Source organism: Azospirillum sp. TSO22-1, from assembly GCF_003116015.1.
Lineage (GTDB): Bacteria > Pseudomonadota > Alphaproteobacteria > Azospirillales > Azospirillaceae > Azospirillum.
The window spans coordinates 101551-127902 of the sequence record NZ_LGQZ01000014.1 but is presented as its reverse complement, the minus strand read 5'-3'; the positions used below and the strand labels follow the sequence as shown (position 1 = coordinate 127902).

The window sequence follows — 26352 nt, the reverse complement described above, 5'->3', positions numbered from 1 at the left end:
CTCTCCCGCCCCGGGAGAGGGTTAGCCGTAGGCGCCGGGTGAGGGCAAAACCAAGGATCCTTGCGCGACCCTCACCCCTCCGCCCTTCGGGCGGGCCCATCCTTCTCCCGGGACGGGAGAGGGATGTTTACGCCCCCAGCATCTCCAGCGCCTTCTGCAGCTTGCCGCGGGCTTGGTCAGCGGCCTCGCGGCGGTCGCGCTGTTCCTCGATGACCTCTTCCGGCGCCTTGGCGACGAATTGCTCGTTGCCGAGCTTGGCGTCGATCTTCTTGATCTCGCCGGCCAGCTTCTCGATCTCCTTGGACAGGCGTGCCCGCTCCTTGTCCAGGTCGACGATGCCTTCCAGCGGCAGGATCAGCGTCGCCTCGTCGAGCACCGCCTGCGCCGACTGCTTCGGCGTCTCGTCGACAAGCGGCTCAGCCGAGGCAAGGCGGCCCATGCGCAGGATCAGGTCGCGGTGGGTGGCGAGCCGCTTCAGGCTCTCCGCTCCGGCGTCCTTCAGCTTCAGCTCGATCTGCGCGGCTGGCGGCACGTTCATCTCCGAGCGCATGGAGCGCACCGCGGAGATCAGCCGCACCACCCAGTCCATCTCGGCGCGGGCGGCGGGATCGACGATCTCCGGCCCGTACTCCGGCCATGCGGCGGAGATCAGGCGGTTGGCGCGCCCCTCGCCGAGTTGCTCCCACAGCTCCTCGGTGATGTAGGGCATGATCGGGTGCAGCAGGTGCAGCACCTCGTCCAGCACCCAGGCGGTGGTTGCGCGCGTCTCGGCCTTGGCGGCCTCATCCGACCCGTTGAGGATCGGCTTGGTGAACTCCAGGTACCAGTCGCAGAAGGTGCCCCAAATGAACTGGTAGAGCGCGTTGGCCGCCTCGTTGAACTTGTACGCCTCGATGGCGCCGGCGACGCGGGTCGACGTCTCCGCCAGCTCGCCGACGATCCAGCGGTTCACCGTTTGCGTCAGGCCGGTGGGCGTGAAGCCCGGCACCGGCACGGCGCCGTTCATCTGGCAGTAGCGCGCGGCGTTCCACAGCTTGGTGGCGAAGTTGCGGTAGCCCTCGACCCGGTTCACCGCCAGCTTGATATCGCGGCCCTGCGCCGCCATCGCCGACAGGGTGAAGCGCAGCGCGTCGGTGCCGTACTCGTCGATCAACTCTAGGGGGTCAATGACGTTCCCCTTGGACTTCGACATCTTCTGGCCCTTCTCGTCGCGGACCAGGGCGTGGATGTAGACGGTGCGAAACGGCACGTCGCCCATGAAGTGCAGGCCCATCATCATCATTCGGGCGACCCAGAAGAAGATGATGTCGAAGCCGGTCACCAGCACGTCGGTGGGGTAGTAGCGCTCCAGCTCCGGCGTCTTCTCCGGCCAGCCGAGCGTCGAGAACGGCCACAGCGCGGAGGAGAACCAGGTGTCGAGCACGTCCGGGTCGCGGGTCAGCTCGGCCGGCTTGCCGTAGTGCTTTTCCGCGGCGGCCCTGGCGGACTCCTCGCTCTCCTCGACGAACACCGCGCCGTCCGGCCCGTACCACGCCGGGATCTGGTGGCCCCACCAGATCTGACGGCTGACGCACCAGGGCTGGATGTTGCGCATCCACTCGAAGTATGTGTTCTCCCACTGCTTGGGCACGAACACGGTCTTGCCGGTCTCCACCGCCTCGATGGCCGGCTTGGCCAGCGTCGCGGCGTCCACGTACCACTGGTCGGTCAGCCAGGGCTCGATGGCGACGCCGGAGCGGTCGCCGTGCGGCACCTTGTGGGTGTGCGGCTCGATCTTCTCCAGCAGCTCAAGGGCTTCCAGGTCGACGACGACCTTCTTGCGCGCCTCGTAGCGGTCGAGACCGCGGTACGGCTCCGGCACGGCGTCGGTGAGACGCGCATCGCGGTCCATGATGTTGATGGCTTCGAGCCCGTGCCGCTTGCCGACCGCGAAGTCGTTGAAGTCGTGCGCCGGGGTGATCTTCACCGCGCCCGAGCCGGTCTCCGGATCCGCGTACTCGTCGCCGACGATGGGGATCAGGCGGCCGACCAGCGGCAGGACGACGTTCTTGCCGATCAGGTCCTTGTAGCGCTCGTCCTCCGGGTGCACGGCGACCGCGGTGTCGCCCAGCATCGTCTCCGGGCGCGTGGTGGCGACGACGATGAAGCGGTCCGGCTCGCCTTCGATCGGGTAGCGGAAGTGCCAGAGGTTGCCCTTGATCTCGCGCTGCTCGACCTCCAGGTCGGAGATCGCCGTGTGCAGCTTCGGGTCCCAGTTGACGAGGCGCTTGTCCTTGTAGAGCAGGCCCTGGCGGTACAGCTCGACGAACACCTTGCGGACGGCGGCGCTGAGGCCCTCGTCCATGGTGAAGCGCTCCTTCGCCCAGTCCGGCGAGGCGCCGAGGCGGCGGAGCTGGCGGGTGATGGTGCCGCCCGACTCGGCCTTCCACTCCCACACCTTGTCGATGAACTTCTCGCGGCCGAAGTCGTGGCGCGTCTTGCCCTCGGCGGCCAGGTTGCGTTCCACCACCATCTGGGTGGCGATGCCCGCGTGGTCGGTGCCCGGCTGCCACAGCGCGTCCTTGCCGCGCATGCGGTGGTAGCGGGTCAACACGTCCTGCAGGGTGAAGGTCAGCGCGTGGCCCATGTGCAGGCTGCCGGTGACGTTCGGCGGCGGCATCATGATGGTGTAGGGCGTGCCGTTCGACTGGGTGTTCGCGGCGAAGGCGCCGGACTCCTCCCACTGACGGTAGTGCTTCTCCTCGACCGCGGCCGGGCTGTACGTCTTCTCGAGCATCACTGAAAAACTTCCGCTAACGCGTTGACTTAAAATCAGAACTTCTGGGACCGCCGGATCATGCGGTCGATCTCCTGCTGGACCAGCCGCTCGACGACGGTGGGCAGGTTCTCGTCCAGCCACTCCTTCAGCAACGGCTTCAACAGCTCACGCACCACCTCCTCCACGGTGCGGATGCCGACCGGCATCGGACCGATGGACAGGTCGTCGCCCAGCTCGCGCGCCAAGTGGGTGAAGTGCTGCGAGGCGTCCTCGGCGGTGCGGCGGGAGATCAGGCCGTCCTGGTCGAACGCCGGCATGCGCGGCGGCGCCGGACGCGGACGCGGCGGCGGCATCTCCGTCACGTCGTCGAAGTCGGGCATCGGTGGCGGGGGCGGCGGACGGCGCGGCGGCGGTGGAGGCGGCGGGGGCTCGTCCATCTCCGCCGGCGGCTCGGGGAACACCGGTTCCTCGGCGCCCCAGGGATCCTCTTCCTCCTCCATCGGCATCGGATGCGGATCGGCCACTTCCGTCAGCTCGAGGACGTCGTCCTCCGGCTCCTCTTCCATCGGCGGAAGGGGCGGCGGCGGGGGTGGCGGAGGCGGAGGAGGCGGAGCAGCGGCGGCGGGAGGCGGGGCTGGCTGTTCGGTCTTGGGCGCGGGCTCGCCATCCTCGGAAATGATTCGGCGAATGGAGGCGAGGATCTCCTCCATCGACGGTTCTTGCTGGCCTTTATCACTCATCGTGGCAAAACCCGGGACGTCAAGCTCGCCCAACCCTAGGGCAGGATTGGGTAAAAAGCCACAAGACAAAAGCGGCCCGCCGTGGCGGGCCGCTTGCGTGGAATGCCGCGATCAGTCGGCTACGCCGGTGCCGATCCACTTGTCGCGGGTGGCCCGGTAGTGCGCTTCCAGATCGTAATACTGAACCGGCAGGCGAAGCTGCTGCGCCGTCAACTGGCCGATCGCGCTCAGTACCGTGAAGGCCTGCACCATTTCGTCGCGCTGCGCCCGCACCAGATTGACGCGGCCGTTCAGCAGTTCCTGTTCCTGGTTCAGCACGTCGAGGACGGTGCGCGAGCCGACCTGCGCTTCCTGCCGCACGCCTTCCAGGGCGATCTGCGCCGCCTTGATCTGCGTCTGGAAGGAATCGATGCTGGCGCGCGCCGTCATCAGGCCCTGCCACGAACTGATCGCCGCCGCGGCGACCTGCCGCCGGGTCTCGTCGATCTGAATGCGCGCCTGATTCGCCGTCTCCTTGGCCTCGCGCACCAGCGCTTCCGGCTGGCCGGCGGAGTACAGCGGGATCACCACCTGGGCCTGGAACGAGCCGCTGTCCTGCCGGTTGATGGTCAGGCCGCTGCTGGTGCCGGGGTCATAGGTGCGCGATCCCTGTGCGGTCAGACGGGCGGAGGGCAGCAGGCGGCCGAACTGCTGGTCGACCGCGTCGCGCTGCGCCGCTTCGGTGAAGGCGGCGGCAAGAACGGACGGGTGGTTGGCCCGCGCCATCTCCGCCACCTCGTCCAGCGTCGCCGGCAGCTTGAAGGTCGGCTTCGGCGCCTTCAGGTTCTTGCCGGGCATGGTGCCGATGAAGCGCTCGTACACCGCGCGCGACGCGGCCACCGTGCCTTCCGACGAAATGCGGTTGGCGATCGAGGCGGCGAGGCGCGACTCGGACTGGCTGACGTCGGTGCGCGTGTACTCGCCGACGCGGAAGCGGTCGCGGGCCGCTTCGAGCTGCCGACGCAGCACCTGCTCGTTGTTGGTGTTGAGCGTCAGCACCGCCTGGTTCTGCACCAGATCCAGATAGGCCGTGGCGGCGTTCAGCAGGACCTGCTGCTCGGTGTTCACCACGGTGGCGCGCTGCGCCTCGACGAGACGCTCGGTGCGGCGGACGTTGGGGCCGACCGTGGCGTCGTAGATCGGCTGCGTCACCGAGAGGCCGGCGCTCTTCGGCGTCGCCGCACTGGTCGAACGGTTGCCGCCGGCGCTTTCGAAGGCCGAATTGGTGCGGGTGCCGCCCGCGCTCAGGGTACCCTGCACCGTTGGCCGATAGCCGGACAGCGCCTGCGAAACGCGCTCGTCGGCGGCGCGCAGGGCCGCGCGCTGCGACGCCAGCGTCGGATTGGTCGAATAGGCCTGCGCCAGCGCCTCCTCAAGCGTCTGCGCCGCAGCGCCCCCGCTGCCGAGTGCCCCAACGCTGAGGACGAACACGCCGCCGGCGACCATGGTGGCCAGCCGCCGCGGAACCTTACGGCTGAGATCGGTCATGTCTCTAGACCTTCTTTCTCTTTTGGGTCCAACGCTCCCCAGCATCGAACGTACACGACCGGCCAGCCCCGGCCGAAGCGCTGACTTCAGCGTACACCGAACGCCCCCGTCCGGCGCATGCTATCAGAACTCGAACTTGGGCTTCGGCTCGAAGCCTGGCAGCAGGTGCGGCTGAGCCTCGAACAGCACGCGGCTGGAAACCGCGCGGCCGTACCGCTGGTAGAGGCGAACCTCGCCCAGCCCGCGTTCGCCCAGCACAGTGGCGATCAGGCGACCGCCCTCGGCCAGTTGCCCGCACACCGCCTGCGGAACCTCGGCCACCGCGCCCTCGAAGATGATGACGTCGTACGGCGCGCCCGCGGCGTAGCCCTCGCCCAGCGGCGCGTTGATCACCGTGGCGTTGTTGGCGCCGGCCTGGGCCAGCGCGTCCTTGGCCGCCGCCGCCAGCCCCGCGTCGGCTTCGACGCCCACCACGCTGTCGGCCATGCGGGCCAGCACGGCGGTGGAGTAGCCGGTGGCGCAGCCGATATCCAGGACCTTGGCCGTCTCGTCCACGCCGGCTTCCTGCAGCATGCGGGCGAAGAGCATCGGCTCCAGCAGGTAGCGGCCGCGGGCGACGGCGAGGTCGCCGTCCACATAGGCCACGCCGCGCAGCGCCTGCGGCACGAAGACCTCGCGCGGGACGTCCATCAGGGCGTCGACCAGACGATGGTCGGTCACCTTGTTCGGACGGATCTGGCACTCGACCATGTGGAAACGGGCGGCGGCAAAGTCGGACATGGCGGTCGCAATCGCAGCGGTTGAAACGGGACAGCGCCAAACCGGGCGGCCGGCTTGCTGCCTGCCGCTATATATCCGCAACCAGCACCGAACACAACGCCGAGGGGAGGCCGACGCCGCACCGAAGCGGAAAACGGTTTCGGCCGGCTTGACCGCGCCGTCGAAGGAGACTATACGGTGGCTCCCGACGCGGACGGCACCGTCCGAGCGGGCACCGGATGGCGCGGTGGCAGAGTGGTGATGCAGCGGACTGCAAATCCGTGTACGTGGGTTCGATTCCCGCCCGTGCCTCCATCCTTTTGAAAATTCCCCGGCTTAAAAAATCTTGCGGAAAGCCTTGGCAGCCAGGGCGCCTTCCGCTATATAGCCGCCCACACGCTGATCCGGCGTGGCGCAGCGGTAGCGCAGCGGACTGTTAATCCGTTGGTCGTAGGTTCGAATCCTACCGCCGGAGCCAATTGCGAAAAGGCCAGTTCCCAGGGGAACTGGCCTTTTTCGTTATTTCCTCGGTCAATGGTGGATGTGGCGAAAGAACGCTGCCTCCCTGCCCTTGGAACGAATGCGCTTTCACGCCGCCGGGATTATTCTTAACGACACGGAAACCACGTTGGTGCAGGCGCATCAACGGCTTGGCCCACGGTCATGGAGGGTGCCATGTCGGTGCGTGACGACCTCGGCTTCGACCGGCACGACGGGTGGTTTGCGGCGGCGCTCGTCTTCGCCGTGGGACTGATGGTGGCGACGCTGCTGCTGGGCATGGACTGGAACCGCCCCACCGAGAACGAGACGTTGGCGCTCAGCGCCAACACCCGGCCGCTGGTGATCTTGCCGCTGCACCTGAAATGAGCGGCGCTCAGGCCTCGAAATCGTCATAGATGGTGCGCGGCTCGGCCTCGGCCCCAATGGGCTGGCCGCCGTCGCGCTTCCACTCGCCGCACCAATCCGTGGACAGCGTGATCGGAAACTTGCCCTCGGGATCGCGCGGGGTCACCACCGGGGGGAAGCGCCGGCAGGTGCCCTTCGGGCCGCGCTGGCGCACGCCGTGCCCCTCCCAGTAGCGGCAGGTGTAGCAGGAATCGGGTCGCTTCATCGTTGGGCACCACTCGTTGCGGCGCCATCATCGGACACGCGGCCCGGCGCGTCGATTCCTATTCGCGCATCAGTGTCCTTTGGGATCCGAGACCGGGCGCCCGGGCCGCATCTCGTTGGAGCAACGCTGGTAGTAGTCCTTGATGTCGGCATCCAGTTCGCGGCGGCGGCGCGCCTCCGGCGAATCGGCCGGGGTCTCGTTGAGGCGCTGGAACTCGGCGACGGCGCGTTCCAGCTCGCGTTCGTTGGTGATGGGCATATGTCCCCTCCTTGTCGCCTTCCTGAACAGATCGGCGACGCCGAAGGTTTCCACCGCTTGATGCGCGCCGTGTCATCATCATCTTTCCTGGATAGGGCAACGCGGACCGCCGTGGAGGGCGACATGCGCGATGTGCAGCGGATTGTCGGAGCGTTCCTTCTGCTGGTCCTGACCGCCCTTCCCGCCCGCGCCGCCGATGGCGAGGCGAAGCCCGACGCCGCGGCGCTGATGCGCGCCATCGTCCGCATCGACGTCACCACCCCGCCGGATTCGCAGAGCGCCCGCACATTGGGCGCCGAGCGCGCCGGCACCGGCGCGGTGATCGACGGCAACGGCCTGATCCTGACCATCGGCTACCTGATCATGGAGGGCGCGCAGCTGAAGGTCACCGACTCCGAGGGACGCAGCTACCCGGCAGAGTTCGTCGCCTACGACCAGATCAGCGGCTTCGGGATGGTGCGCGCCGGCTTCGGCTTCAAGGCACCGCCGCTGCGACTCGGCAACGCCGGCGCACTGAAGACCGGCGACGTGGCGGTGGTGCTCAGCCGCGCCGGGGGCAGCACCGCCCTGCCCGTCCGCGTCGTCGATCGGCGCGAGTTCGCCGGTTATTGGGAATACCTGCTGGACGAGGCGATCTTCACCAACCCGCCGCACCCGGCGTTCGGCGGCGCAGCGTTGGTGGACGGGACGGGACGGCTGGTCGGCATCGGCTCGCTGATCGTCGGCGACGCCGTGCCCGGGCAGCGGATGGCCGGCAACATGTTCGTCCCCGTGTCGGCACTGGAGCCGATCTTCGGCGATCTGCTGGCCTACGGTCGCCGCCAGGACACGCCGCGCCCCTGGCTGGGCGTCAACGTGCGCGAGGAGCAGGGCCGCCTGCTGGTCGAGCGTGTCACCCCGCGCAGCCCCGCCGAATCGGCCGGCGTCAAGCCCGGCGACCAGATCGTCGGCGTCGGCGGACAGCGCTTCAGCACGCTGGCCGACTTCTACCGTAAGCTCTGGGCATTGGGTCCGGCGGGCGTCGCGGTACCGCTGGAGGTGATGCGCGGCGCCCAGGTGCAGCCGGTCACCGTCACCTCGGCCGACCGCCTGAGGCACCTCCGCCTCAACCCCACTTACTGACCGGCGGCGCCGGATGCGCTACATCCCAATCCGCACCACACGCGGAGGAGCAGGCGCATGGACCACCCCGACATCGAGGTGATCGAACGGAAGACCGGCTACCAGGGCTACCTGCAGGTCGACGTCTACCGGCTGAAGCACAAGAAGTTCGACGGGACCTGGACCGACGAGTTGCCCCGGCGCGAGGTGTGCGTGCGCGGCCACGCCGTCGGCGTCCTGCTCTACGATCCCGACCGCGACGCGGTGGTGCTGATCGAGCAGTTCCGCGTCGGCGCGGCGGCGGCCCGCGGCCCGGCCTGGCTGACCGAGGTGGTGGCCGGCATGCTGGACGGCGACGAGACGCCCGAGGCCGTCGCCCGCCGCGAATCCGAGGAGGAGGCCGGCTGCACCATCCGGGATCTGGAGAAGATCTACGACTTCTACCCCAGCCCCGGCATCCTGTCGGAGTTCGTGACTCTCTACGTCGGCCGCGTCGATTCTTCGAACGTCGGGACCAGCGGCGGGCTCGCCGAGGAGCACGAGGACATCCGCGTCTCCGTCGTGCCGACCGATGAGGCGGTCAGGCTGCTCGACGAGAACCGTCTGACCAACTCGGTCGCCATCATCGCGCTGGGCTGGCTGGCGCGGCACCGCGATGCCTTGCGGGAACGCTGGCGGACGCGATAACCACGCCCCAGCAACGTGAAATCCAGCATTTCACAGCGCGACCTTGATCCGCGCGCGGCAATCCCGATACTTCTTTGTTGCTAACACAACACAGCAAGCTAAGGAGAGGCGCCGTGGACGTGCGCGACGGCTTCATCGGGACCATCGGCGACACGCCGCTCATCCGCCTGGAGGGGCCGTCGAAGGCCACCGGCTGCGAGATCCTCGGCAAGGCCGAGTTCCTGAACCCCGGCGGTTCCGTGAAGGACCGCGCCGCCATCGCCATCGTGCGCGACGCGGAGAGGCGCGGCCTGCTGCGCCCCGGCGGCACCATCGTCGAGGGCACGGCGGGCAACACCGGGATCGGTCTGGCGCTGGTCGGCAATGCGCTCGGCTACCGCACCGTCATCGTCATGCCGGAGACCCAGAGCCAGGAGAAGAAGGACATGCTGCGCCTGTGCGGCGCCGACCTCCGGCTCGTTCCGGCGGTGCCGTACAAGGACCCGAACAACTACGTCCGCTATTCCGGCCGCCTCGCCGAGGAACTGGCCCAGACCGAGCCGAACGGCGCGATCTGGGCCAACCAGTTCGACAACGTCGCGAACCGCCAGGGCCACTACGAGACCACCGGCCCGGAGATCTGGGAACAGACCGGCGGCCGCATCGACGCCTTCACCTGTGCCGTCGGCTCCGGCGGCACGCTGGCTGGAGTCGGCATGGCGCTGAAGGAGCGCGACCCGACCGTGCGCATCGTGCTGGCCGACCCGATGGGCGCCGCGCTGTACCATCACTACAAGCACGGCGAGCTGAAGGCCGAGGGCTCGTCCATCACCGAAGGCATCGGCCAGGGCCGCATCACCGCCAACCTGGAAGGCGCTCCGGTGGACGACGCGCTGCAGATCACCGACGAGGAGGCGCTGCCGGTCCTCTTCGATCTGATCAAGACACAGGGCTTGGTGCTGGGCGGCTCGTCCGGCATCAACGTCGCGGCGGCGATCCGCATCGCCCGCGATCTCGGGCCAGGCCACACCGTCGTCACCATCCTCTGCGACGGCGGCCAGCGCTATCAGTCCAAGCTGTTCAACCCGGAGTTCCTGCGCGAGAAGAACCTGCCGCTTCCGGACTGGATGTAGCCGCGCGGTGTGCTAGCCTCTCCCGACGAAAGACGGGAGGGGCAACCTTGGAACTGATCTTCCGCGACGACGCCTATGCGCGGTCCTGCACGGCGACCGTCACCTCGGTGGACGAACGCGGCATCCGGCTGGATCGCACGGTGTTCTATGCCAACAGCGGCGGCCAGCCGGGTGACACCGGCGTGCTGCGCTACCCCGGCGGGGCGGTGACCATCGTCGATACCATCAAGGGCGACGCCGGCCCGGACGACATCATCCACGTCCCGGCCGAGGGCGCGCGGCTGCCGGTTGAGGGCGCACCGGTCGAGGCCGAGATCGACTGGGAGCGCCGCCACCGCTTCATGCGCATGCACACGCTGCTGCATCTGGTGTGCGCGGTGGTGCCCGGCTCGATCACCGGGGCGCAGATCGGCTTCGACCGCAGCCGCGTCGACTTCAACGTTCCCACCGAGAGCCTGGACAAGGAGGCTATCGCCGCCGCCATCAACCGGCTGATCGAGGCGGACCACGCGGTCGCCCCGCGCTGGATCACCGACGCTGAACTGGAGGCGCAGCCCGAGCTGGTGCGCACCATGACGGTGAAGCCGCCGGCGGGCTACGGCCGCGTGCGGCTGCTCGACATCGACGGGGTGGATCTGCAACCCTGCGGCGGCACCCACGTCACCCACACCGGCGAGATCGGCCCGGTCGAGGTGGTGAAGATCGAAAACAAGGGCAAGCAGAACCGGCGCGTCGTCGTCGCGCTGAAGGACTGAGAGGGACCGACATGGCGGAGCACATCGTCACCGGCGCCTGGCTGGCCGGGCGCCTGAACGACCCGGCGGTGCGCGTGGTCGACGCCACCTGGTACATGCCGATCCAGAACAAGGACCAGCGCGCCGAGCACGCGGCCCGGCACATCCCCGGCGCCCAGTTCTTCGACATCGACGACGTCGCCCAGCCCGATACCGCACCGCTGCCGCACATGGTGCCCGACGCGGCGCGCTTCGCCGAAAAGGTGGGGGCGCTGGGGATCGGCAACGACACCATGGTCGTCGCCTACGACGCCAGCGGCGTGGCCGGCGCCGCCGTGCGCGTCTGGTGGCTGTTCCGCCTGTTCGGCCACGACAAGGTGGCGGTGCTGGACGGCGGCCTGCCGGCGTGGTTGGCCGAGGGCCGCCCCACCGAATCCGGCACGCCGCCCGCCCCTGCCCCCAAACCCTTCGCCGCCACGCTGCGCCCGTACCTGCTGCGCCGCCTCGACGACGTCAGGGCGAACCTGGACAGCCGCTCCGAGCAGGTCGTGGACGCCCGCGCCACGGCGCGCTTCGAGGCGACCGCGCCGGAGCCCTGGGCGAACGGCCGCGGCGGCCACATTCCCGGCAGCCGCAACCTGCCCTTCTCCGATCTGGTCGATCCCGAGACCAAGGTGATGCTGCCCCCGTCGGTGATCGCAGAGCGGGCGAAGGCGGCCGGCATCGACCTGTTGCGCCCGGTGGTCGCATCGTGTGGCAGCGGCGTCACCGCCTGCGTGGTGGCGCTCGGCCTCGCGTTGGCGGGCAAGGAGGACGTGGCGGTCTACGATGGCTCCTGGGCCGAGTGGGGGCTGCGTCACGACCTTCCCATCGAGACCGGGCCGGCCAAGCCGTGAGCCTGACCATCCGCCCCTATGCGGACGGCGACCGCAGCGCGGTCGTCGCCCTGTGGCGCGCCGCCAATCTCGTGGTGCCGTGGAACGACCCGGAGTCCGACATCGCACTGTGCCGCTCCAAGCCGGCGACCGCCGCCCTGCTGGTCGGTGAACTGGAGGGCCGGGTGGTCGCCAGCGTGATGGTCGGGCAGGACGGCCATCGCGGCTGGCTCTACTACCTCGCCACCGATCCGGACTGCCGCGGCCGGGGCTTCGGCCGCGCCATGGTGGCCGCCGCCGAGGGCTGGCTGGTCGCGCAGGGCATGCCCAAGGTGCAACTGCTGGTCCGCGAGACGAACACCGCCGTGCAGGGCTTCTACGAACGGCTCGGCTACGCCCGCTCCCCCGTCACCATGATGCAGAAATGGCTCCGAAATTCAGCCTGAACCGGTGGACCGGCGTGCCCGCCGGCCCGCGCCCCGGCGAACTCCAGGTCATCATCACCTACCTGGAGATGACCGCTCCGCCCGCCCACGCCTCCCTGCCCCAGCCATCCGGCGAACTGGCGCTGGTGCGCGCGGCGCCGCCGACGGTGTCGTTCTACCGCTACCTCTACGACACGGTGGGCGAGCCCTGGCTGTGGCACGAGCGCCGGCGCCTGTCCGACACCGAACTGACCGAAGCGGTCACCGATCCGCGCGTCGAGGTGCAGGTGCTCTACGTCTCCGGCACGCCGGCCGGCTATGTCGAGATCGACCGGCGCGAGGCGCAGGCCACGGACATCGCCTATTTCGGGCTGATCCCGGACTTCATCGGGCTGAAGCTCGGCCCCTGGCTGCTCGACCGGGGCATCCGCATGGCGTGGGAGGGCGGCGCGTCGAAGCTGGTCGTCAACACCTGCACCTTCGACCACCCGAAGGCGCTGCCGCTCTACCAGTCCATGGGCTTCGTGCCGAACCGCCACGTCACGCGCGTGGTGCGCGACCCGCGCGCCGACGGCGTTCTGCCGCGCACGGCGGCGCCACACGTACCGATGGTCATCCGATAACGAAACGGGAGGGATTCATGAGCCGCGAACTGGTCTTCTACACCAACCCCTGGTCGCGCGGGCGCGTCGCCCGCTGGATGCTGGAGGAGGTCGGACAACCCTACCGCACCGAGATCCTCGAGTACGGCACGACCATGAAGGCGCCGGAATACCTCGCCATCAATCCGATGGGCAAGGTTCCGGCGATCCGTCACGGCGACACGGTGGTGACGGAGAACGCCGCTATCTGCGCCTATCTCGCCGATGCCTTCCCGGAGGCCGGGCTGGCCCCGCCGTCGGGCGATCCGCGGCGCGGCTCCTATTACCGCTGGCTGTTCTTCGCCGCGGGTCCCTTCGACAGCGCGGTCACTGGCAAGGCGCTGGGCGTCGAGGTGCCGCCGGAGAAGAAGGTCATGGTCAGCTATGGCTGCATGAACGACGTGCTCAACACGCTGGAGGTCGCCGTCAGCTGTGACGCGTTCCTGACCGGCGACCAGTTCACTGCGGCCGACCTGTTCGTCGGTTCCATGCTGGGCTGGACCATGGGCTTCGGCATCATCGACAAGCGGCCGGCGTTCGAAGCCTATGTCGCACGCTGCATGACGCGGCCGGCGGCGGCACGGGCGAAGGAGATCGACGACGCGTTGGTGCCGGCCGACCGGCGTCCGCCGGCGGGCTCCTAACGCTCGAACCCGTAGTCCCGCTCCACCCGCGCGATGCGGGTCTTGAAGCTGGAATACCAGCGCTCGCGGCCCGCCTGCTGGGCCGCGAGGTGCTTGGCATCGGCTTTCCAGGCGGCGATCGACTCCAGGTCCTTCCAGTAGGACACGGTGATGCCCAGCCCATCGCGCGCCGACTCCACGCCGAGGTAGCCGGGCTGCTGCTTCGCCAGTTCGACCATCGCCGCGGCCATGGCGCCGTAGCCGTCGTCACCCTCGGTGCGCAGTGAGGTGAAGATCACCGCGTAGTAGGGCGGCTCTGGCGTGTTGGCGATGCTCACGCGAGAATCTCCGCCAGGGCGCGGACGAGGGCGCGGTTCTCCTCCTCGCTGCCGACGGTGATGCGCAGGCAGTCCGGCAGGCCGTAGTCCTGCGTCGGACGGACCAGGATGTTGCACCGGGCCAGATGGTCCATTACCTGCTGCACGCCCAGCGACGGGTCCGCCGGGATGCGCGCCAGGATGAAGTTGCACACCGACGGGTAGACCCGCACGCCCAACTGCTCCAGTTCATGCGTCAGCCAGGGCAGCCAGTGGCTGTTGTGGGCGTAGGTCGCCTCCTCGTGCCCGACGTCGGTGACCGCGGCGATGGCGGCGGCCTGCGCCGGGACGCTGACGTTGAAGGCGCCGCGCACGTGGTTGAGCGCGTCGACCACCGCCGGCGGCCCGTACGCCCAGCCCACCCGCAGGCCGGCCAGCCCGTACATCTTCGAGAAGGTGCGCACCATCGCCGTGTTGTCGGTGTTCTCAACCAGTTCCACGCCGCAGTCGTAGTTGTTGCGGCGGACGAACTCGGCGTAGGCGGCGTCCAGTACCAGCAGCACGTGCGGCGGCAGCCCGGCGCGCAGACGCTGCACCGCCTCCAGCGGGATGTAGGTGCCGGTGGGATTGTTCGGGTTGGCGAGGAAGCAGATCTTGGTCCTCTCCCCGGCGCGATCGATCATCGCATCGACATCCGCCACCATGTCGCGCTCCTTGGCGACGACCGGCGTGGCGCCGCTGACGCGGATCGCCTTGAGGAAGCCCTGGTAGCCGTGCTCGTGGCACAGCACCTCGTCGCCCGGCCCTGCGTAGGCCTGACAGAACAGCTGGATCATCGCGTCCGAGCCGTCGGCGCAGACGATTCGCGTCGCGTCCAGGTCGTAGCGGCGGGCGATGGCGCGGCGCAGGCTCTCCTGGCGGGAGTCGGGATAGCGATGGATCTGGCCGGCGGCGTTGCGGTAGGCGGCCAGCGCCTTCGGGCTCGGCCCCAGCGGGTTGACCGTCAGCGACAGGTCGATCCAGGGGCGCTCCTCGCCCAGCGGCTGGGCGGGCCGGTAGGGTTTGATCTGGCCGAGGCCGGGCCGGGGCAGCAGAAGCTCCATGGAACCACTCCGAAGACGGTCTGAAGTGCGATGCCGCGCGCCATTCAACCGCAATCCGCCGCGCCGCGCCAGAGTCCTGACGCGGTGCGGCAAAAGGCGACGATTATCGGTTAGTGGTTGAGAATTTGGCTCAGGAACAGCTTCGTGCGGTCCGACTTCGGATTCGCGAAGAATTCCTCAGGCGGCGCCTGCTCGACGATCTCGCCGCGGTCCATGAAGATGACGCGGTCGGCCACCGACTTGGCGAAGCCCATCTCGTGGGTGACGCACAGCATGGTCATGCCGCTCTGCGCCAGCGTCACCATGACGTCCAGCACCTCCTTGACCATCTCGGGGTCGAGGGCCGAGGTAGGCTCGTCGAACAGCATGATCTTCGGGCTCATGCATAGCGAACGGGCGATCGCCACGCGTTGCTGCTGGCCGCCGGACAGCTGGCCCGGATACTTGCGCGCCTGGTCGGCGATGCGCACGCGCTCCAGGTACTTCATGGCGGTGGCCTCGGCCTCGGCGCGCGGCTTCTTGCGCACCCAGATCGGCGCCAGCGTGCAGTTCTCCAGCACCGTCAGGTGCGGGAACAGGTTGAAGTGCTGAAACACCATGCCGACCTCGCGGCGGACCAGCTCGATGTTCTTGAGGTTGCCGGTCAGCTCGATGCCGTCGATGACGATTGAGCCCTTCTGGTGCTCCTCCAGCCGGTTGAGGCAGCGGATCAGCGTCGACTTGCCAGACCCCGACGGGCCGCAGATCACGATGCGCTCGCCCTTGGTGACGGACAGGTTGATGTCACGCAGCACGTGGAACTCGCCGTACCACTTGTGCACGCCCAGGCACTGGATGATCTCCTCGCCCGCGGCGGTGCGCGCCTGTGGAATGGTGGTGGCCATGGCCTGAAAAACTCCCTTAGCGCTTGTGACCGCGATTGAGGTCCTGCTCCAGCCAGCGGCTGTACTTGGACATGGAGAAGCAGAAGCACCAGTAGATGACGCCGATGAACAAGTACGCCTCGCGGTAGAAGCCGCGCCACGCCGGGTCGGACAGCGCCGCCTTGGCGGTGCCGAGCAGGTCGTAGAGGCCGATGATGATCACCAGCGAGGTGTCCTTGAAGGTGCTGATGAAGGTGTTGACCAGCGGCGGGATGGAGATCGCCAGCGCCTGCGGCAGGATGATCTTGCGCATCGCCTGCCAATAGTTCAGGCCGAGCGCGTCCGCCGCCTCGTACTGCCCCTTCGGCATGGCCTGCAGGCCGCCGCGGATCGCCTCGGCCATGTAGGCCGCCTCGAACAGGATGAAGGCGACCAGCGCGCGCAGCAGCTTGTCGATGTTCACGCCGGTGGGCAGGAACAGCGGCAGCATCACCGACGCCATGAACAGCAGGCTGACCAGCGGCACGCCGCGGATCAGCTCGATGTAGGCGACGCAGATCGCCTTGATCGCCGGCATGGTCGACCGCCGGCCGAGCGCCAGCAGGATCGAGAAGGGGAACGCCACGGAGAGGCCGATCACGCTGAGGATCAGCGTCAGCGGCAGGCCACCCCACAGCGAGTTCTCGACGTAGGTCATGCCGAGCACGCCGCCCCACATCAGCACGCCGAACAGCGCCAACGCGCCCAGCGACACCGCGACGAACCACGGCTTCCAGAAGCGGCGGTTGGCGGCGGCGGCAAGGGTGGCGACGATGATCGCCGTGGCGAGCAGCGGGCGCCACTGTTCGGCGTACGGGAAGGTGCCGAACAGGATGAAGCGCATCTTCTCGTTGACGAACGCCCAGCAGGCGCCGGTCGCCTGCCGGCACTGCGGCGAGGTGGCATCGAATCCCGCGGCGTTGACGATCGCCCAGCGGAACAGCGGCGGCACGATCATCAGGATCGCCCAGCCGATCAGCACCGTCAGGATGGCGTTGTACCAGGTGTTGAACAGGTTCGCGCGCATCCAGCCAATGGGGCCGAGCGACAGCGCCGGCGGCCGTTCGGCGGCGGTGCTGGACGCAGTATCCACGTGTCCGGCCATGGCTAGCGCTCCACCAGCGCAATGCGCTTGTTGTACCAGTTCATGAACAGCGAGATGCTCAGGCTGATCGCCAGATAGCTGCCCATGATCATCGCCACGCCCTCGATCGCCTGACCGGTCTGGTTGATCGTCGTGTTGAGGATCGACACCAGGTCCGGGTAGCCGATGGCGAGCGCCAGCGAGCTGTTCTTGGTCAGGTTCAGGAACTGGCTGGTTGTCGGCGGCACGATGACGCGCAGCGCCTGCGGCAGGATCACCAGACGCAGCGCCACTCCCCGCTTCAGCCCGAGCGCCGCCGCCGCCTCGCTCTGGCCATAACTGACCGCGAGGATGCCGCCGCGCACGATCTCGGCGATGAAGGCCGCGGTGTAGATCGACAGGCCGAACAGGATCGCCGCGAACTCCGGCGACAGCACGAGGCCGCCACGGAAGTTGAAGCCCTGCAGCTGCGGCACATCCATCACCGATGGCGCGCCGCCGGCGACGTAGGCGATCAGCGGCAGGCCGAGGATCAGCACCAGCGACATGCCGAGCACCGGGAACGGCTGCCCGGTGGCCGCCTGCCGGATCTTCGCCCATTTGCCCATGATGACCGAGGCGATGAAGCCCAACAGGACGGCGATGAACACCCAGGTCCACACCGGGTCGGCCGCCGGGACCGGCACCGTGATGCCGCGCTGGCTGAGGAACACGCCGGGCAGCGGGTTGAGCGCCAGACGCACCGGCGGCATGCTCTCGGTGATCACCTGATACCAGACGAACAACTGCAGCAACGGCGGGATGTTGCGGATGATCTCCACGTACCCCGTCGCCAGCCTGGCCAGCAGCCAGTTGCTGGACAGGCGCGCGATACCGATCAGCGTTCCAATGACGGTCGCCAGCACGATGCCGATCACCGACACCTTCAGCGTGTTCAGAATGCCGACGACGAACGCCTTGCCATAGGTGTCCTTCGGCGAATAATCGATGATGCTCTCGCCGATGCCGAAGGAGGCCTCGCGATCGAGGAAATGGAAGCCCGTGGCGATGGCGCGGCGTTCCAGGTTGTCCAGGGTGTTCGAAACGAGGAAGAAGGCGAGCGCCAGCACCCCGCCGATCACCAGGACCTGGAAGAAGATCGCGCGTACGGTCGGGTCGTTCAAGGACAGACGCGAGGGCGCCCGCCCGCTGTCCTGCGTGTGGGTGGCCAACGTACGCTCCGTTGCGCTGAGGGCACGAACCGGGGGCGGAACCGCCGGCCCGCCGCGCTCCCTGGGGAACGACGGCAGGCCGGCCGTCGCGCGTTACCGGACCGGCATAGCGTACTGCAGGCCGCCCTTGGTCCACAGCCCATTGAGACCACGCTCGAGCTTCAGCGGCGTGCTCATGCCAACGTTGCGCTCGAAGATCTCGCTGTAGTTGCCGACCTTCTTGACGATGTTGTAGGCCCACTTCTCATCGACGCCGAGCGCCTTGCCCATGCCCGCCGAGACGCCCAGCAGGCGCTGGATCTCGGGGTTCTTGGAGTTCAGGTGCTCATCGACGTTCTTCGACGTGATGCCGGATTCCTCGGCCTGGATGGTGGCGTACACCACCCACTTGACGATGTCGTACCAGGCGTCGTCGCCGTGACGGACGGCGGGGGCCAGCGGCTCCTTGGAGATGATCTCCGGCAGGATGACGTAGTCGTCGGGCTTCGGCGCCACCGACGCGCGGGTCGACGCCAGCTGCGAGGCATCGGTGGTCAGCACGTCGCAGCGGCCGGCGAAGAAGGCCGCGTTCACCTCGTCGTTGTTCTCGATGACGACGGGGTTGTAGCTCATGTTGTTGGAACGGAAGTAGTCCGCCAGATTCAGCTCGGTCGTGGTGCCGGACTGCACGCAGACGGTGGCGCCATTCAGCTCCTTGGCGCTCTTCACGCCGAGCTTCTTGGCGACCATGAAGCCCTGGCCGTCGTAGTAGGTGACCGGAGCGAAGTTCAGGCCCACCGAAGTATCGCGGGTCAGAGTCCAGGTGGTGTTGCGCGACAGCAGGTCCACTTCGCCCGACTGGATGGCCGGGAAGCGCTGCTGCGCGGACAGCGGCGTGAACTTGACCTTCTGCGGATCGTTGAACAGCGCCACGGCGACCGCGCGGCAGTAGTCGACGTCGAGGCCGGTCCAGTTGCCGGCGCTGTCGGGGCTGGCGAATCCGGGCAGGCCGGCGTTGACGCCGCACTGCACGAAACCCTTGGCCTTGATCGCGTCGAGCGTGGCGCCGGCCTGGGCGCCGCCGGCGACGGCGAACGTGAAGGCGGCCGCAGCCGCGGCGAGAATTCCCGCTTTCATGATTGATTGCTCCACCCTGTCCGTAAAGCTTTTCATTCGGTCTCTTCTGCGCGCCGATCCACTGCCCAGGCGGGAGACGGCCGGCGCTTAACAGGAGTGTAGCAAGACCGCGGGCGTTGTCGAATCTTCCGTCGTGGCAAAAGCGCACGAATCCCAGTGGCTCGCGCTCGCCCGCGGTGCCAAGATGCCCGCCCTTTCCGCTTCGCCGAACCAAGGTTGCCCGATGAAGAACGCCAGGGACGCCAAGCCCGACACCCTGCTCTCCCACGCCGGCCGGACTCCACAGGCCAACTTTGGGATCATCAACCCGCCGGTATACCATGCCTCGACGGTGCTGTTCCCAACGCTCGAGGCGCTGGAGGCCAGCGACCGCAACCCGTTCGAGATCATCAACTACGGCCGCGTCGGCACGCCGACCAGCCACGCCTTCGAGGAGGCGGTGGCGGCGGTGGAGGGCGGCTACCGGGCGGTGACCGCGGCCTCCGGCCTCGCCGCCATCGCCACCGCGCTCAGCGCCTTCACCAAGGCCGGCGACCATGTGCTGATGACCGACAGCGCCTACGGGCCGACCCGGCGCTTCTGCAACGACGTGCTGACGCGCTACGGCGTGGAGGTCGAATACTATGATCCGCTGGTCGGTGCCGGCATTTCCGCGCTGATCCGGCCCAACACGTCGGTCGTCTACCTCGAATCGCCGGGCTCGCTCACCTTCGAGGTGCAGGACGTGCCAGCCATCGCCGAGGCCGCCAAGGCGGCGGGCACCACCGTGCTGCTCGACAACACCTGGGCGACGCCGTTGTACTTCAAGCCGTTCGAGCACGGGGTGGACGTCTCCATCCACGCTGCCACCAAGTACATCGTCGGCCACGCCGACGCCATGCTCGGCCTGATGGTGTGCAGCGAGGACGCTTGGCCGACCGTCAAGAAGACTGCCGTCCGCTTTGGCACCTGCGCCGGGCCGGACGACCTGTACCTGGGCCTGCGCGGCCTGCGCACCATGGGTGTGCGCCTGAAGCGCCACCAGGAGACGTCGCTCGCGCTGGCCGACTGGCTGGCTGCGCGGCCGGAGGTGACGCGCGTCCTCCATCCCGCCCGTCCCGGCGACGCCGGCCACGCGCTGTGGAAGCGCGACTTCACCGGCGCCTGCGGCCTGTTTGCCGCGGAGTTCAAGGCGGTGCCGAAGCCGGCGCTGGCCGCTATGCTCGACGGCTTGGAACTGTTCGGCATGGGCTATTCCTGGGGCGGGTTCGAGAGCCTGATCCTGCCGGTGCACCCGACCTCCATCCGCACCGCCACGACGTGGAAGGCCGAGGGGCCGCTGATCCGATTCCACGCCGGCTTGGAGGACGCGGACGACCTGATCCGCGACCTCGACTGCGGCTTCACCCGGCTGAACGCCGCACTTTGAGGAACCGCGCCATGACCGAAGCTTTTTCCAAGGTGCTCGCCGCCATCCGCTTCAACGAGGACGGGCTGGTGCCCGCCATCGCCCAGCAGGTCGGCAGCGGCGAGGTGTTGATGATGGCCTGGATGAACCGCGAAGCGGTGGTGGAGACGCTGACCACCGGCCGCGTCTGCTACTGGTCGCGCTCGCGCCAGGGGCTGTGGCGCAAGGGCGAGACGTCCGGCCAGACGCAGCACCTCAAGGAGTTTCGCGTGGACTGCGACGGCGACACTCTGCTGCTGCTCGTCCACCAGGATGGCGTTGCCTGCCATACGGGCAGGCGTGCCTGCTTTTTCCGCGCGGTGCGCGACGGCGCGCTGGTCACCGTGATGGATGTCGAAACCGACCCGTCCGTGTTGTACGGCGGCAACAAAACGTCCGAATAGGGTGCCTTTGCTGCACTGCACGGGCAAATTGATCTATGTCAACGAGCCGAATCGACCAAAGGGATAAAACCTTGGTTGTCTCTAACCCTCCCTGTAATCGCCTTTGCCGGGGGTTCCAAACGGAACCTCCGGCCATTTTTTTGCGCACACGGTACGGCTCTGCCGCGAAATTCATCTCTTTAGAAACATTTGATCCAGATCAATGGACGGACTTAGGCCGAACGGCTATATAACGTTCGTCTCTAACCCTCCCTATATCGACTTTGACCGGAGCATCCTCGTGACGCTCCGGTTTTTTTCGTTCGTTTTCCGGCCGGATCTTGATATGAATCAATGAGCCGACGATCAGCCGCGCATAGAATGGAAAGGTCTCTAACCCTCCCTGTATTTGCATCTCGGAGGCCCCGGTGAGAACCGGAGCCTCCGTTTTTTTGCCTGGATCCAGGTGTTGGTGAGGATGGCGGCCGGGTCGATGTCAAAGACTGACAGGGCGAAACCAACGACGAAACACAGCACGATGATCTTGACGATCCAACCCAACGGCCCACCTCCTTTGCGTTGTCGGGGGGAGGCGACGCCGTTCATGCCGCGGTCACGGACACGGTTCCGCAACACGATGCCCTCCCTCGGCGTGAGAAAGCAGCAACGCCAGGGAGAGCGGCATGAGAAAGCGCCATCATCTCTGGGCGGTCGCCGGCCTGCTGGTCGGCCGCTACGGGGGTGCCGCCCCAGCCCAGGCCGAGGCCTACGCCCGTCAGGCGGAACGCGACGGCGATGATGACGCGCACGCCATCTGGAACGACGTGGCCGGCGCGCTGCACGGCAAGCGCACCGCATCCAACCACGCTCCGCACGGCGACGCCGACTGAAGCGCATTATTGCAGACACTTGCGCGGATTTTCTCATGCAATGCGCGAGAACGATGCCCGGAGGAGGCGATCCCTACCCCCTTATCCCCAGAATCGGTGGATAACTCTGTGGAAGAGGTCGGGGGGAACCCGTGGCCGCAGCGTCCACGGGCAGATGCCCAAATTATAGGCAAGTGCGAAATTCCTTTTTCCATAAGGGTTCCGCACGCTTCTTCAGGCGTGGTATCAGCTTTCGTCGCACATCCGTAACACACGACCCACTCTTCCGGGCGGGGGATAACTTCCTTTTGTACGTAACGAAAGGGCGCCGCCCCCCAAAGGGATGGCGACCCCAGCAGGGCTCGAACCTGCGACCTGCCGCTTAGAAGGCGGCTGCTCTATCCAGCTGAGCTATGGGGCCGTTGTCCGGCGCGGCGGGCGGAACGGCGGGACCGGGCGCGGTCAGAAGCGCGGCCGGTCCATGCGGAAGTTGTCGGCGTAGTTGCGCGGGCGCACGCGGCGGACGGCGGCGTCCTGCACGGTGTACTCCCAGCCCTTGCGCTCGGCGAAGGCGATGGCGTCTTCCTTAGTCTCGAAACGCAGCTTCACCTGGTTCAGCGTGTCGCCCGAGCTGATCCAACCCATCAGCGGCTCCGGCCGGCGGGGAGTCTCAATCTCGTACTCCAGCAGCCAGAAATGCGTCTTCGCCCGCCCGGACTGCGTGGCCGCCTTGCTCGGCTGGGAAATCCGGACTTTCATGGACGACGCTCCTTCTTCTTGCTTCGTGTGTTCCACACGGCGGACGGCGGTGGTCGGGACGCCCGGATTCGAACCGGGGGCCTCCAGTACCCAAAACTGGCGCGCTACCAGACTGCGCTACGCCCCGTCGCCGCCGTGTGGAATACACGAACGCAAAGCCCACGGCAAGGACGCCGGACAGGCTCGGGCGTCACTCGTGCCGCAACGCCTCGATGGGGTTAAGGGTGGACGCTCGACGCGCCGGGTACAACCCGAAGAACACTCCCACCACGCCGCTCACGCCCACCGCCAGAACGATCGAATCCGGCTCGATTAGCGTCGGCCAGCCGGCCAGCCGCGCCACCAGGATCGCCGCCGCCACGCCGACCAGCACCCCTACTGCGGCGCCGATCACCGACAATGTCGTGGACTCGATGAGGAACTGCATCAGGATGTCGCGCTGCCGCGCTCCCACTGCCAGCCGCAGGCCGATCTCCCGCGTGCGCTCGGTCACCGAGACCAGCATGATGTTCATGATGCCGATACCGCCCACCAGCAGCGACACCGCCGCCACCGCCGCCAGCAGAAAGGACAGCGCGCGGGCCGAGGCGTCGCGGGTCGCCGCCACCTCCGACAGGTTGCGCATCCAGAAATCGTCCTCCTGCGTCGGCGCCAAGCGGTGGCGCTGGCGCAGCAGCTCCTTGAGCTGCCGTTGCGCCTCGTCCATGTCGGCCCCCTCCGCCATCTTGATGACCATGGCGTGGACGAAGCGCGGGTTGGACTTCGCCATCTTCGGGATGTTGCGCTTGGCGGTGGACAAGGGCACGAAAACCACGTCGTCCTGGTCCTGCCCGCTGGTGTTCTGGCCCTTCCCCCCCAGCACGCCGATGACCGTGAAGGGGCTGCTGCCGATGCGCACCGTCTCGCCCACCGGGTCGCCGCCGCCGAACAGGCTGTTGACCACCGTCTGGCCGAGCAGGATCACCTTGTTGGCCTGCGCCACGTCTTCATCCGACAGGGAGCGGCCGGCGGGGATGTTCCAGTCTCGCGCCTCAACGAAATCCGGCGTGATGCCGTACAACGTGGTCTGCCAGTTCTGATTCCCGGCCACCACCTGCAGGCCCCAGCGGACATAGGGCGCGGCGATGCGGGCCTCCGGGATCTCACGGACGATGGCGACGGCGTCGTCCTCGGTCATCGAGGCCGCGGTGCCGGCACCGAGGCGCACGCCGCCGCGCTGGATGCTGCCCTGCCCGACCAGCACCAGGTTGGTGCCCAGGCTGGCGATCTGCCGCAGCACCTGGTCGCGGGCGCCGGAGCCCACCGCCACCATGGCGATCACCGCCGCCACGCCGATGACGATTCCCAGCATGGTCAGCGCGCTGCGCAGCGGGCTGGCGCGCAACGTCTCCAGCGCCGAGCGGACGGCGTCGAAGGTGTTCATGCCACCGCCTCCAGCGGCCGCTGCCGGTGGTCGTCGATCAGGTGCCCGTCGCGGAAGGTCAGCACCCGGCCGGCGTAAGCCGCGACGTCCGGCTCGTGCGTTACCAGCACCACGGTGATGCCCTGCCGGTTGAGTTGCTGAAACAGCCCCATGATCTCGGCGGTCGTGCGAGTGTCGAGCGCGCCGGTCGGCTCGTCGGCGAGCAGCAGCGACGGCCGGTTGACCAGTGCGCGGGCGATGGCGACGCGCTGCTGCTGGCCGCCCGACAGTTGTGAGGGGCGGTGGTGCGTGCGTCCGGCCAACCCGATCTGCGCAAGCGCTTCGGTGGCGCGGCTCATGCGGGTGGCACGGTCGACACCGGCGTAGATCATCGGCAGCGCCACGTTAGCGACGGCGTCGAGGCGCGGCAGCAGGTTGAATGACTGGAAGACGAAGCCGATGAGCCGGTTGCGGATCGCCGCCAGCTCATCCGAGCCGAGCCGGCTGACCTCCTCCCCCTCCAGGCAGTAGCTGCCGGAATCGGGCTGGTCGAGGCAACCGAGCATGTTCATGAAGGTGGACTTGCCGGAGCCGGACGGCCCCATCACGGCAATGAACTCGCCCCGCTGCACCGACATGCTGACGCCGCCCAGCGCCGCCACCCGCTCGGCCCCCATGAGATAGGTCCGCCGCAGGTCCTGCACCTTGATGAGCGGCCCGTCGGAAGGTCCGGCATCAGAAGGCAAGGCGGGGCCCTCTCTTGGCGTTCTGCTCCGGCGGCAGGATGCCGGTGATGACCTCCTGCCCGGCTTCCAGGCCACCGCCGGTCACCTCGGTGAAGCTGCCGTCGGTGATGCCGACGCGCACCGGTACCGCCACCGGCGTGCCCGCGACGCCGGCCACCCACACGCTGCGCGCCGTCCCATCCCGGCCGCTGCCGGCCCGCAGGTCCTCGAACTTCTCGCGCTGCTCCGGCGTCAGCAGGGCGGCGATCTGCTCATCGGCGCGCTGGCGGATGGCGCGTGCCTCGCTACGCTGCCGTTCCGGATCGCCCGGTCCGCCGAGGGCGGCGAAGCGGTCACGCGCCTCCACAACCACCGCGTCGAGCGCGGCACGTTGCTTGGCGTCGAGGCCAAGGTCGGCGACCAGCCTGCCCGCCATCTCCTCCAGCGCCGCGGCGCCCCGCCCGCCGGAGGGGCCGCCAGTCGTCGGCGTCGGCGCGGCATCGGTGCGGGAGGCGTCCGCCGGACGGAAGCGCAGCGCGGCGTTGGGCACCTTCACCGTATTGCCGCGCTCCTCCACGACGATGCGCAGGTTGGCGGTCAGGCCGGGCAGCAGCCGCATGTCCTGGTTCTGAACCGTGATGGCGACGATGTAGCTGACGACGTTCTGCTCCTCGGCCGGCGCCAGCCGTACCTGGCTGACCGTGCCGTGGAAGGTCTCGCCCGGGAAGGTGTTCAGCGTGAAGGTGACCGGCAGCCCCTCGCGCACCCGGCCGATGTCGGCCTCGTCGATGTTGGCGAGCACCTGCATGTGCCGCAGGTCCTGGGCGATGGTGAACAGCGTCGGCGCGGAGAGGCTGGCCGCCACGGTCTGCCCGACGTTCACCTTGCGGTCGACCACCACGCCGTCGATGGGCGAGCGGATCTCCGAGCGGTCGATGTCCACCTGCACCAGTTGCAAGGCCGCCTGCCGCTGCGCCACGTTGGCCTCGGCCACCTGCACCTGGGCGGCGGCGACGGCGTGCGACGCCTCGGCGGACTGCACGCCGGCCTCGGCCTGCTGGCGCTGCGCCACGGCGGAGGTGAGCGCGGCGCGCGCCGAACGGGCGGCGGTCTGCGCCTTCTCGAAGTCGGCGGTGGTGGCGACGCCGCGGCTGCGCAGCTCCTCGCGGCGGACGAGGTCGCGGTCGGCGTCCAGCACCGCCAACTCGGCGCGCGCGATCTGCGCGGCCGCGCTGGCCAGGGCGGCGCGGGCGTTGGCGGTGTCGGCCTGCGCCTTGTCGCGCTGGGCGCGGCTGACGCTCAGCGTCGCCGCCGCAGCGTCCAGGTCGGCCTGCGCCGACTTCAGCCGCGCCACCAACTGTGCGGTGTTCAGTTGGGCGAGGAGTTGGCCGGTGACGACCTTGCTGTTGAAGTCGGCGTTCAGCTCGGCGATCTGGCCGGACAGCTGCGAGCTGACCTCCACGGTCACCACCGCGCTCATCTTGCCGGTGGCGGTGATGGCGCTGATCAGCAGCCCGCGCTCCACCTTGGCGAAACGGTAGGCCGGCGGCGGCTCGGCCGCGCCGAACCACGCGTAGGCCGCCGTTCCCGCCGGCACCAGAACCAGGAGCGCCAGAACCGTAACGAACCGCCGTCTCATCAGCACCCACACATATCCAGCCACCGCAACGGTTTAGGCCGGCATTGCGGCAAACCGGCGGCGAC

Annotated in this window: 28 protein-coding genes and 4 tRNA genes; 14 read left to right on the top strand and 18 right to left on the bottom strand. The window is 68.2% G+C overall.

Annotated features, from left to right (window positions below; genetic code table 11):
• Nucleotides 1–127 precede the first annotated feature (127 nt).
• From TSO221_RS04900 to TSO221_RS04885, 4 genes are all read right to left on the bottom strand, one after another.
• Nucleotides 128–2776 (bottom strand): valine--tRNA ligase, encoded by a 2649-nt coding sequence (locus TSO221_RS04900; protein WP_109117351.1) that lies wholly within the window; start codon nt 2774–2776, stop codon nt 128–130.
• A 35-nt stretch (nt 2777–2811) separates the two neighbouring features.
• A complete protein-coding gene (locus TSO221_RS04895) occupies nt 2812–3282 on the bottom strand; it encodes a DUF2497 domain-containing protein (protein WP_247877913.1) in 471 nt (156 codons plus the stop codon).
• Nucleotides 3283–3609: 327 nt separating this feature from the next.
• Complete coding sequence (locus tag TSO221_RS04890) at nt 3610–5025, bottom strand: TolC family outer membrane protein (protein ID WP_247877912.1); 1416 nt, start codon at nt 5023–5025, stop codon at nt 3610–3612.
• A 123-nt stretch (nt 5026–5148) separates the two neighbouring features.
• Entirely contained in the window at nt 5149–5805 is a 657-nt protein-coding gene (locus TSO221_RS04885) for a protein-L-isoaspartate O-methyltransferase (protein ID WP_109117349.1), read from the bottom strand.
• Nucleotides 5806–6025: 220 nt separating this feature from the next.
• Here TSO221_RS04885 and TSO221_RS04880 point away from each other — a divergent pair.
• The 3 genes from TSO221_RS04880 to TSO221_RS04870 all read left to right on the top strand — a co-directional run bounded on the left by TSO221_RS04880 (nt 6026) and on the right by TSO221_RS04870 (nt 6651).
• Nucleotides 6026–6099: transfer RNA gene (locus TSO221_RS04880), tRNA-Cys, on the top strand.
• An 88-nt stretch (nt 6100–6187) separates the two neighbouring features.
• Nucleotides 6188–6262 (top strand) — tRNA-Asn (locus TSO221_RS04875).
• Nucleotides 6263–6459: 197 nt separating this feature from the next.
• Nucleotides 6460–6651, top strand: coding sequence for a hypothetical protein (locus TSO221_RS04870; protein ID WP_109117348.1), 192 nt, complete (start codon nt 6460–6462; stop codon nt 6649–6651).
• A gap of 7 nt (nt 6652–6658) precedes the next feature.
• On the opposite strand, the gene TSO221_RS04865 is transcribed toward TSO221_RS04870, so the two are convergent.
• On the bottom strand, nt 6659–6895 hold the full coding sequence (locus tag TSO221_RS04865) for a hypothetical protein (RefSeq protein WP_109117347.1): 237 nt from the start codon (nt 6893–6895) through the stop codon (nt 6659–6661).
• 69 nt (nt 6896–6964) lie between these two features.
• Nucleotides 6965–7153, bottom strand: coding sequence for a hypothetical protein (locus tag TSO221_RS04860; RefSeq protein ID WP_109117346.1), 189 nt, complete (start codon nt 7151–7153; stop codon nt 6965–6967).
• Nucleotides 7154–7276: 123 nt separating this feature from the next.
• Between TSO221_RS04860 and TSO221_RS04855 the strand changes: the two genes are divergently transcribed.
• The 8 genes from TSO221_RS04855 (at nt 7277) to TSO221_RS04820 (ending at nt 13372) form a co-directional block, all read left to right on the top strand.
• Nucleotides 7277–8275: a S1C family serine protease gene (locus tag TSO221_RS04855; RefSeq protein ID WP_109117345.1), complete on the top strand. Its 999-nt coding sequence runs from the start codon at nt 7277–7279 to the stop codon at nt 8273–8275.
• Nucleotides 8276–8332: 57 nt separating this feature from the next.
• Nucleotides 8333–8941, top strand: a complete 609-nt coding sequence (locus TSO221_RS04850; RefSeq protein WP_109117344.1) for an NUDIX domain-containing protein — start codon at nt 8333–8335, stop codon at nt 8939–8941.
• 113 nt (nt 8942–9054) lie between these two features.
• A complete protein-coding gene (locus tag TSO221_RS04845; protein ID WP_109117343.1) occupies nt 9055–10053 on the top strand; it encodes a cysteine synthase A in 999 nt (332 codons plus the stop codon).
• A 47-nt stretch (nt 10054–10100) separates the two neighbouring features.
• Nucleotides 10101–10808: an alanyl-tRNA editing protein gene (locus tag TSO221_RS04840; RefSeq protein WP_109117342.1), complete on the top strand. Its 708-nt coding sequence runs from the start codon at nt 10101–10103 to the stop codon at nt 10806–10808.
• 11 nt (nt 10809–10819) lie between these two features.
• A complete protein-coding gene (locus TSO221_RS04835) occupies nt 10820–11683 on the top strand; it encodes a rhodanese-like domain-containing protein (RefSeq protein WP_109117341.1) in 864 nt (287 codons plus the stop codon).
• Nucleotides 11680–12108 (top strand): GNAT family acetyltransferase, encoded by a 429-nt coding sequence (locus TSO221_RS04830; protein ID WP_109117340.1) that lies wholly within the window; start codon nt 11680–11682, stop codon nt 12106–12108. The genes TSO221_RS04835 and TSO221_RS04830 overlap by 4 nt, the downstream gene beginning before the upstream one ends.
• Nucleotides 12087–12710 (top strand): GNAT family N-acetyltransferase, encoded by a 624-nt coding sequence (locus TSO221_RS04825; RefSeq protein WP_109117339.1) that lies wholly within the window; start codon nt 12087–12089, stop codon nt 12708–12710. Before TSO221_RS04830 ends, TSO221_RS04825 begins: the two co-directional genes overlap by 22 nt.
• Nucleotides 12711–12727: 17 nt before the next feature.
• Entirely contained in the window at nt 12728–13372 is a 645-nt protein-coding gene (locus TSO221_RS04820) for a glutathione S-transferase family protein (RefSeq protein ID WP_109117338.1), read from the top strand.
• Here TSO221_RS04820 and TSO221_RS04815 read toward each other — a convergent pair.
• From TSO221_RS04815 to TSO221_RS04790, 6 genes are all read right to left on the bottom strand, one after another.
• A complete protein-coding gene (locus TSO221_RS04815) occupies nt 13369–13689 on the bottom strand; it encodes an antibiotic biosynthesis monooxygenase (RefSeq protein WP_109117337.1) in 321 nt (106 codons plus the stop codon). The two genes, TSO221_RS04820 and TSO221_RS04815, sit on opposite strands and share 4 nt — an antisense overlap.
• The gene (gene hisC, locus TSO221_RS04810) at nt 13686–14771 is read right to left on the bottom strand and encodes a histidinol-phosphate transaminase (RefSeq protein WP_109117336.1); all 1086 of its coding nucleotides are present in this window, start codon (nt 14769–14771) and stop codon (nt 13686–13688) included. Before hisC ends, TSO221_RS04815 begins: the two co-directional genes overlap by 4 nt.
• Nucleotides 14772–14881: 110 nt before the next feature.
• A complete protein-coding gene (locus tag TSO221_RS04805; protein ID WP_109117335.1) occupies nt 14882–15655 on the bottom strand; it encodes an amino acid ABC transporter ATP-binding protein in 774 nt (257 codons plus the stop codon).
• Between the two features lie 16 nt (nt 15656–15671).
• Nucleotides 15672–16778: an amino acid ABC transporter permease gene (locus tag TSO221_RS04800; RefSeq protein WP_109117334.1), complete on the bottom strand. Its 1107-nt coding sequence runs from the start codon at nt 16776–16778 to the stop codon at nt 15672–15674.
• Nucleotides 16779–16780: 2 nt separating this feature from the next.
• Nucleotides 16781–17968, bottom strand: a complete 1188-nt coding sequence (locus tag TSO221_RS04795; protein ID WP_109117333.1) for an amino acid ABC transporter permease — start codon at nt 17966–17968, stop codon at nt 16781–16783.
• A 93-nt stretch (nt 17969–18061) separates the two neighbouring features.
• A complete protein-coding gene (locus tag TSO221_RS04790) occupies nt 18062–19084 on the bottom strand; it encodes an amino acid ABC transporter substrate-binding protein (protein ID WP_109117332.1) in 1023 nt (340 codons plus the stop codon).
• A gap of 223 nt (nt 19085–19307) precedes the next feature.
• Here TSO221_RS04790 and metC point away from each other — a divergent pair, with 223 nt between their 5' ends.
• The 3 genes from metC to TSO221_RS04775 all read left to right on the top strand — a co-directional run bounded on the left by metC (nt 19308) and on the right by TSO221_RS04775 (nt 21783).
• Nucleotides 19308–20492 carry a cystathionine beta-lyase gene (gene metC / locus TSO221_RS04785; protein ID WP_109117331.1) on the top strand — a complete coding sequence of 395 codons (1185 nt, stop codon included), beginning with the start codon at nt 19308–19310 and terminating at the stop codon, nt 20490–20492.
• Between the two features lie 11 nt (nt 20493–20503).
• Nucleotides 20504–20914 (top strand): phosphoribosyl-AMP cyclohydrolase, encoded by a 411-nt coding sequence (gene hisI / locus TSO221_RS04780; protein WP_109117330.1) that lies wholly within the window; start codon nt 20504–20506, stop codon nt 20912–20914.
• A 662-nt stretch (nt 20915–21576) separates the two neighbouring features.
• Complete coding sequence (locus TSO221_RS04775; protein ID WP_109117329.1) at nt 21577–21783, top strand: hypothetical protein; 207 nt, start codon at nt 21577–21579, stop codon at nt 21781–21783.
• Between the two features lie 323 nt (nt 21784–22106).
• Here TSO221_RS04775 and TSO221_RS04770 read toward each other — a convergent pair.
• The 6 genes from TSO221_RS04770 to TSO221_RS04745 form a co-directional block, all read right to left on the bottom strand.
• Nucleotides 22107–22183: transfer RNA gene (locus tag TSO221_RS04770), tRNA-Arg, on the bottom strand.
• Nucleotides 22184–22224: 41 nt separating this feature from the next.
• Nucleotides 22225–22521, bottom strand: coding sequence for an ETC complex I subunit (locus TSO221_RS04765; protein ID WP_109117328.1), 297 nt, complete (start codon nt 22519–22521; stop codon nt 22225–22227).
• Nucleotides 22522–22571: 50 nt separating this feature from the next.
• Nucleotides 22572–22648: transfer RNA gene (locus TSO221_RS04760), tRNA-Pro, on the bottom strand.
• A gap of 63 nt (nt 22649–22711) precedes the next feature.
• Entirely contained in the window at nt 22712–23944 is a 1233-nt protein-coding gene (locus tag TSO221_RS04755; RefSeq protein ID WP_109117327.1) for an ABC transporter permease, read from the bottom strand.
• Nucleotides 23941–24669 (bottom strand): ABC transporter ATP-binding protein, encoded by a 729-nt coding sequence (locus TSO221_RS04750; RefSeq protein ID WP_247877911.1) that lies wholly within the window; start codon nt 24667–24669, stop codon nt 23941–23943. Before TSO221_RS04750 ends, TSO221_RS04755 begins: the two co-directional genes overlap by 4 nt.
• Nucleotides 24659–26287, bottom strand: coding sequence for an efflux RND transporter periplasmic adaptor subunit (locus TSO221_RS04745; protein ID WP_109117325.1), 1629 nt, complete (start codon nt 26285–26287; stop codon nt 24659–24661). The genes TSO221_RS04750 and TSO221_RS04745 overlap by 11 nt, the downstream gene beginning before the upstream one ends.
• Nucleotides 26288–26352: the final 65 nt, after the last annotated feature.

Bases quoted from the DNA above. Each gene is read 5' to 3' on its own strand.
- TSO221_RS04865 (WP_109117347.1), bottom strand. From the start codon at position 6,895: ATGAAGCGACCCGATTCCTGCTACACCTGCCGCTACTGGGAGGGGCAC.
- TSO221_RS04790 (WP_109117332.1), bottom strand. From the start codon at position 19,084: ATGAAAGCGGGAATTCTCGCCGCGGCTGCGGCCGCCTTCACGTTCGCC.
- TSO221_RS04765 (WP_109117328.1), bottom strand. From the start codon at position 22,521: ATGAAAGTCCGGATTTCCCAGCCGAGCAAGGCGGCCACGCAGTCCGGG.
- TSO221_RS04820 (WP_109117338.1), top strand. From the start codon at position 12,728: ATGAGCCGCGAACTGGTCTTCTACACCAACCCCTGGTCGCGCGGGCGC.
- TSO221_RS04805 (WP_109117335.1), bottom strand. From the start codon at position 15,655: ATGGCCACCACCATTCCACAGGCGCGCACCGCCGCGGGCGAGGAGATC.
- TSO221_RS04850 (WP_109117344.1), top strand. From the start codon at position 8,333: ATGGACCACCCCGACATCGAGGTGATCGAACGGAAGACCGGCTACCAG.
- TSO221_RS04885 (WP_109117349.1), bottom strand. From the start codon at position 5,805: ATGTCCGACTTTGCCGCCGCCCGTTTCCACATGGTCGAGTGCCAGATC.
- TSO221_RS04890 (WP_247877912.1), bottom strand. From the start codon at position 5,025: ATGACCGATCTCAGCCGTAAGGTTCCGCGGCGGCTGGCCACCATGGTC.
- hisC (WP_109117336.1), bottom strand. From the start codon at position 14,771: ATGGAGCTTCTGCTGCCCCGGCCCGGCCTCGGCCAGATCAAACCCTAC.
- metC (WP_109117331.1), top strand. From the start codon at position 19,308: ATGAAGAACGCCAGGGACGCCAAGCCCGACACCCTGCTCTCCCACGCC.
- TSO221_RS04900 (WP_109117351.1), bottom strand. From the start codon at position 2,776: ATGCTCGAGAAGACGTACAGCCCGGCCGCGGTCGAGGAGAAGCACTAC.
- hisI (WP_109117330.1), top strand. From the start codon at position 20,504: ATGACCGAAGCTTTTTCCAAGGTGCTCGCCGCCATCCGCTTCAACGAG.
- TSO221_RS04755 (WP_109117327.1), bottom strand. From the start codon at position 23,944: ATGAACACCTTCGACGCCGTCCGCTCGGCGCTGGAGACGTTGCGCGCC.
- TSO221_RS04870 (WP_109117348.1), top strand. From the start codon at position 6,460: ATGTCGGTGCGTGACGACCTCGGCTTCGACCGGCACGACGGGTGGTTT.
- TSO221_RS04745 (WP_109117325.1), bottom strand. From the start codon at position 26,287: ATGAGACGGCGGTTCGTTACGGTTCTGGCGCTCCTGGTTCTGGTGCCG.
- TSO221_RS04835 (WP_109117341.1), top strand. From the start codon at position 10,820: ATGGCGGAGCACATCGTCACCGGCGCCTGGCTGGCCGGGCGCCTGAAC.
- TSO221_RS04800 (WP_109117334.1), bottom strand. From the start codon at position 16,778: ATGGCCGGACACGTGGATACTGCGTCCAGCACCGCCGCCGAACGGCCG.
- TSO221_RS04775 (WP_109117329.1), top strand. From the start codon at position 21,577: ATGAGAAAGCGCCATCATCTCTGGGCGGTCGCCGGCCTGCTGGTCGGC.
- TSO221_RS04860 (WP_109117346.1), bottom strand. From the start codon at position 7,153: ATGCCCATCACCAACGAACGCGAGCTGGAACGCGCCGTCGCCGAGTTC.
- TSO221_RS04855 (WP_109117345.1), top strand. From the start codon at position 7,277: ATGCGCGATGTGCAGCGGATTGTCGGAGCGTTCCTTCTGCTGGTCCTG.
- TSO221_RS04825 (WP_109117339.1), top strand. From the start codon at position 12,087: ATGGCTCCGAAATTCAGCCTGAACCGGTGGACCGGCGTGCCCGCCGGC.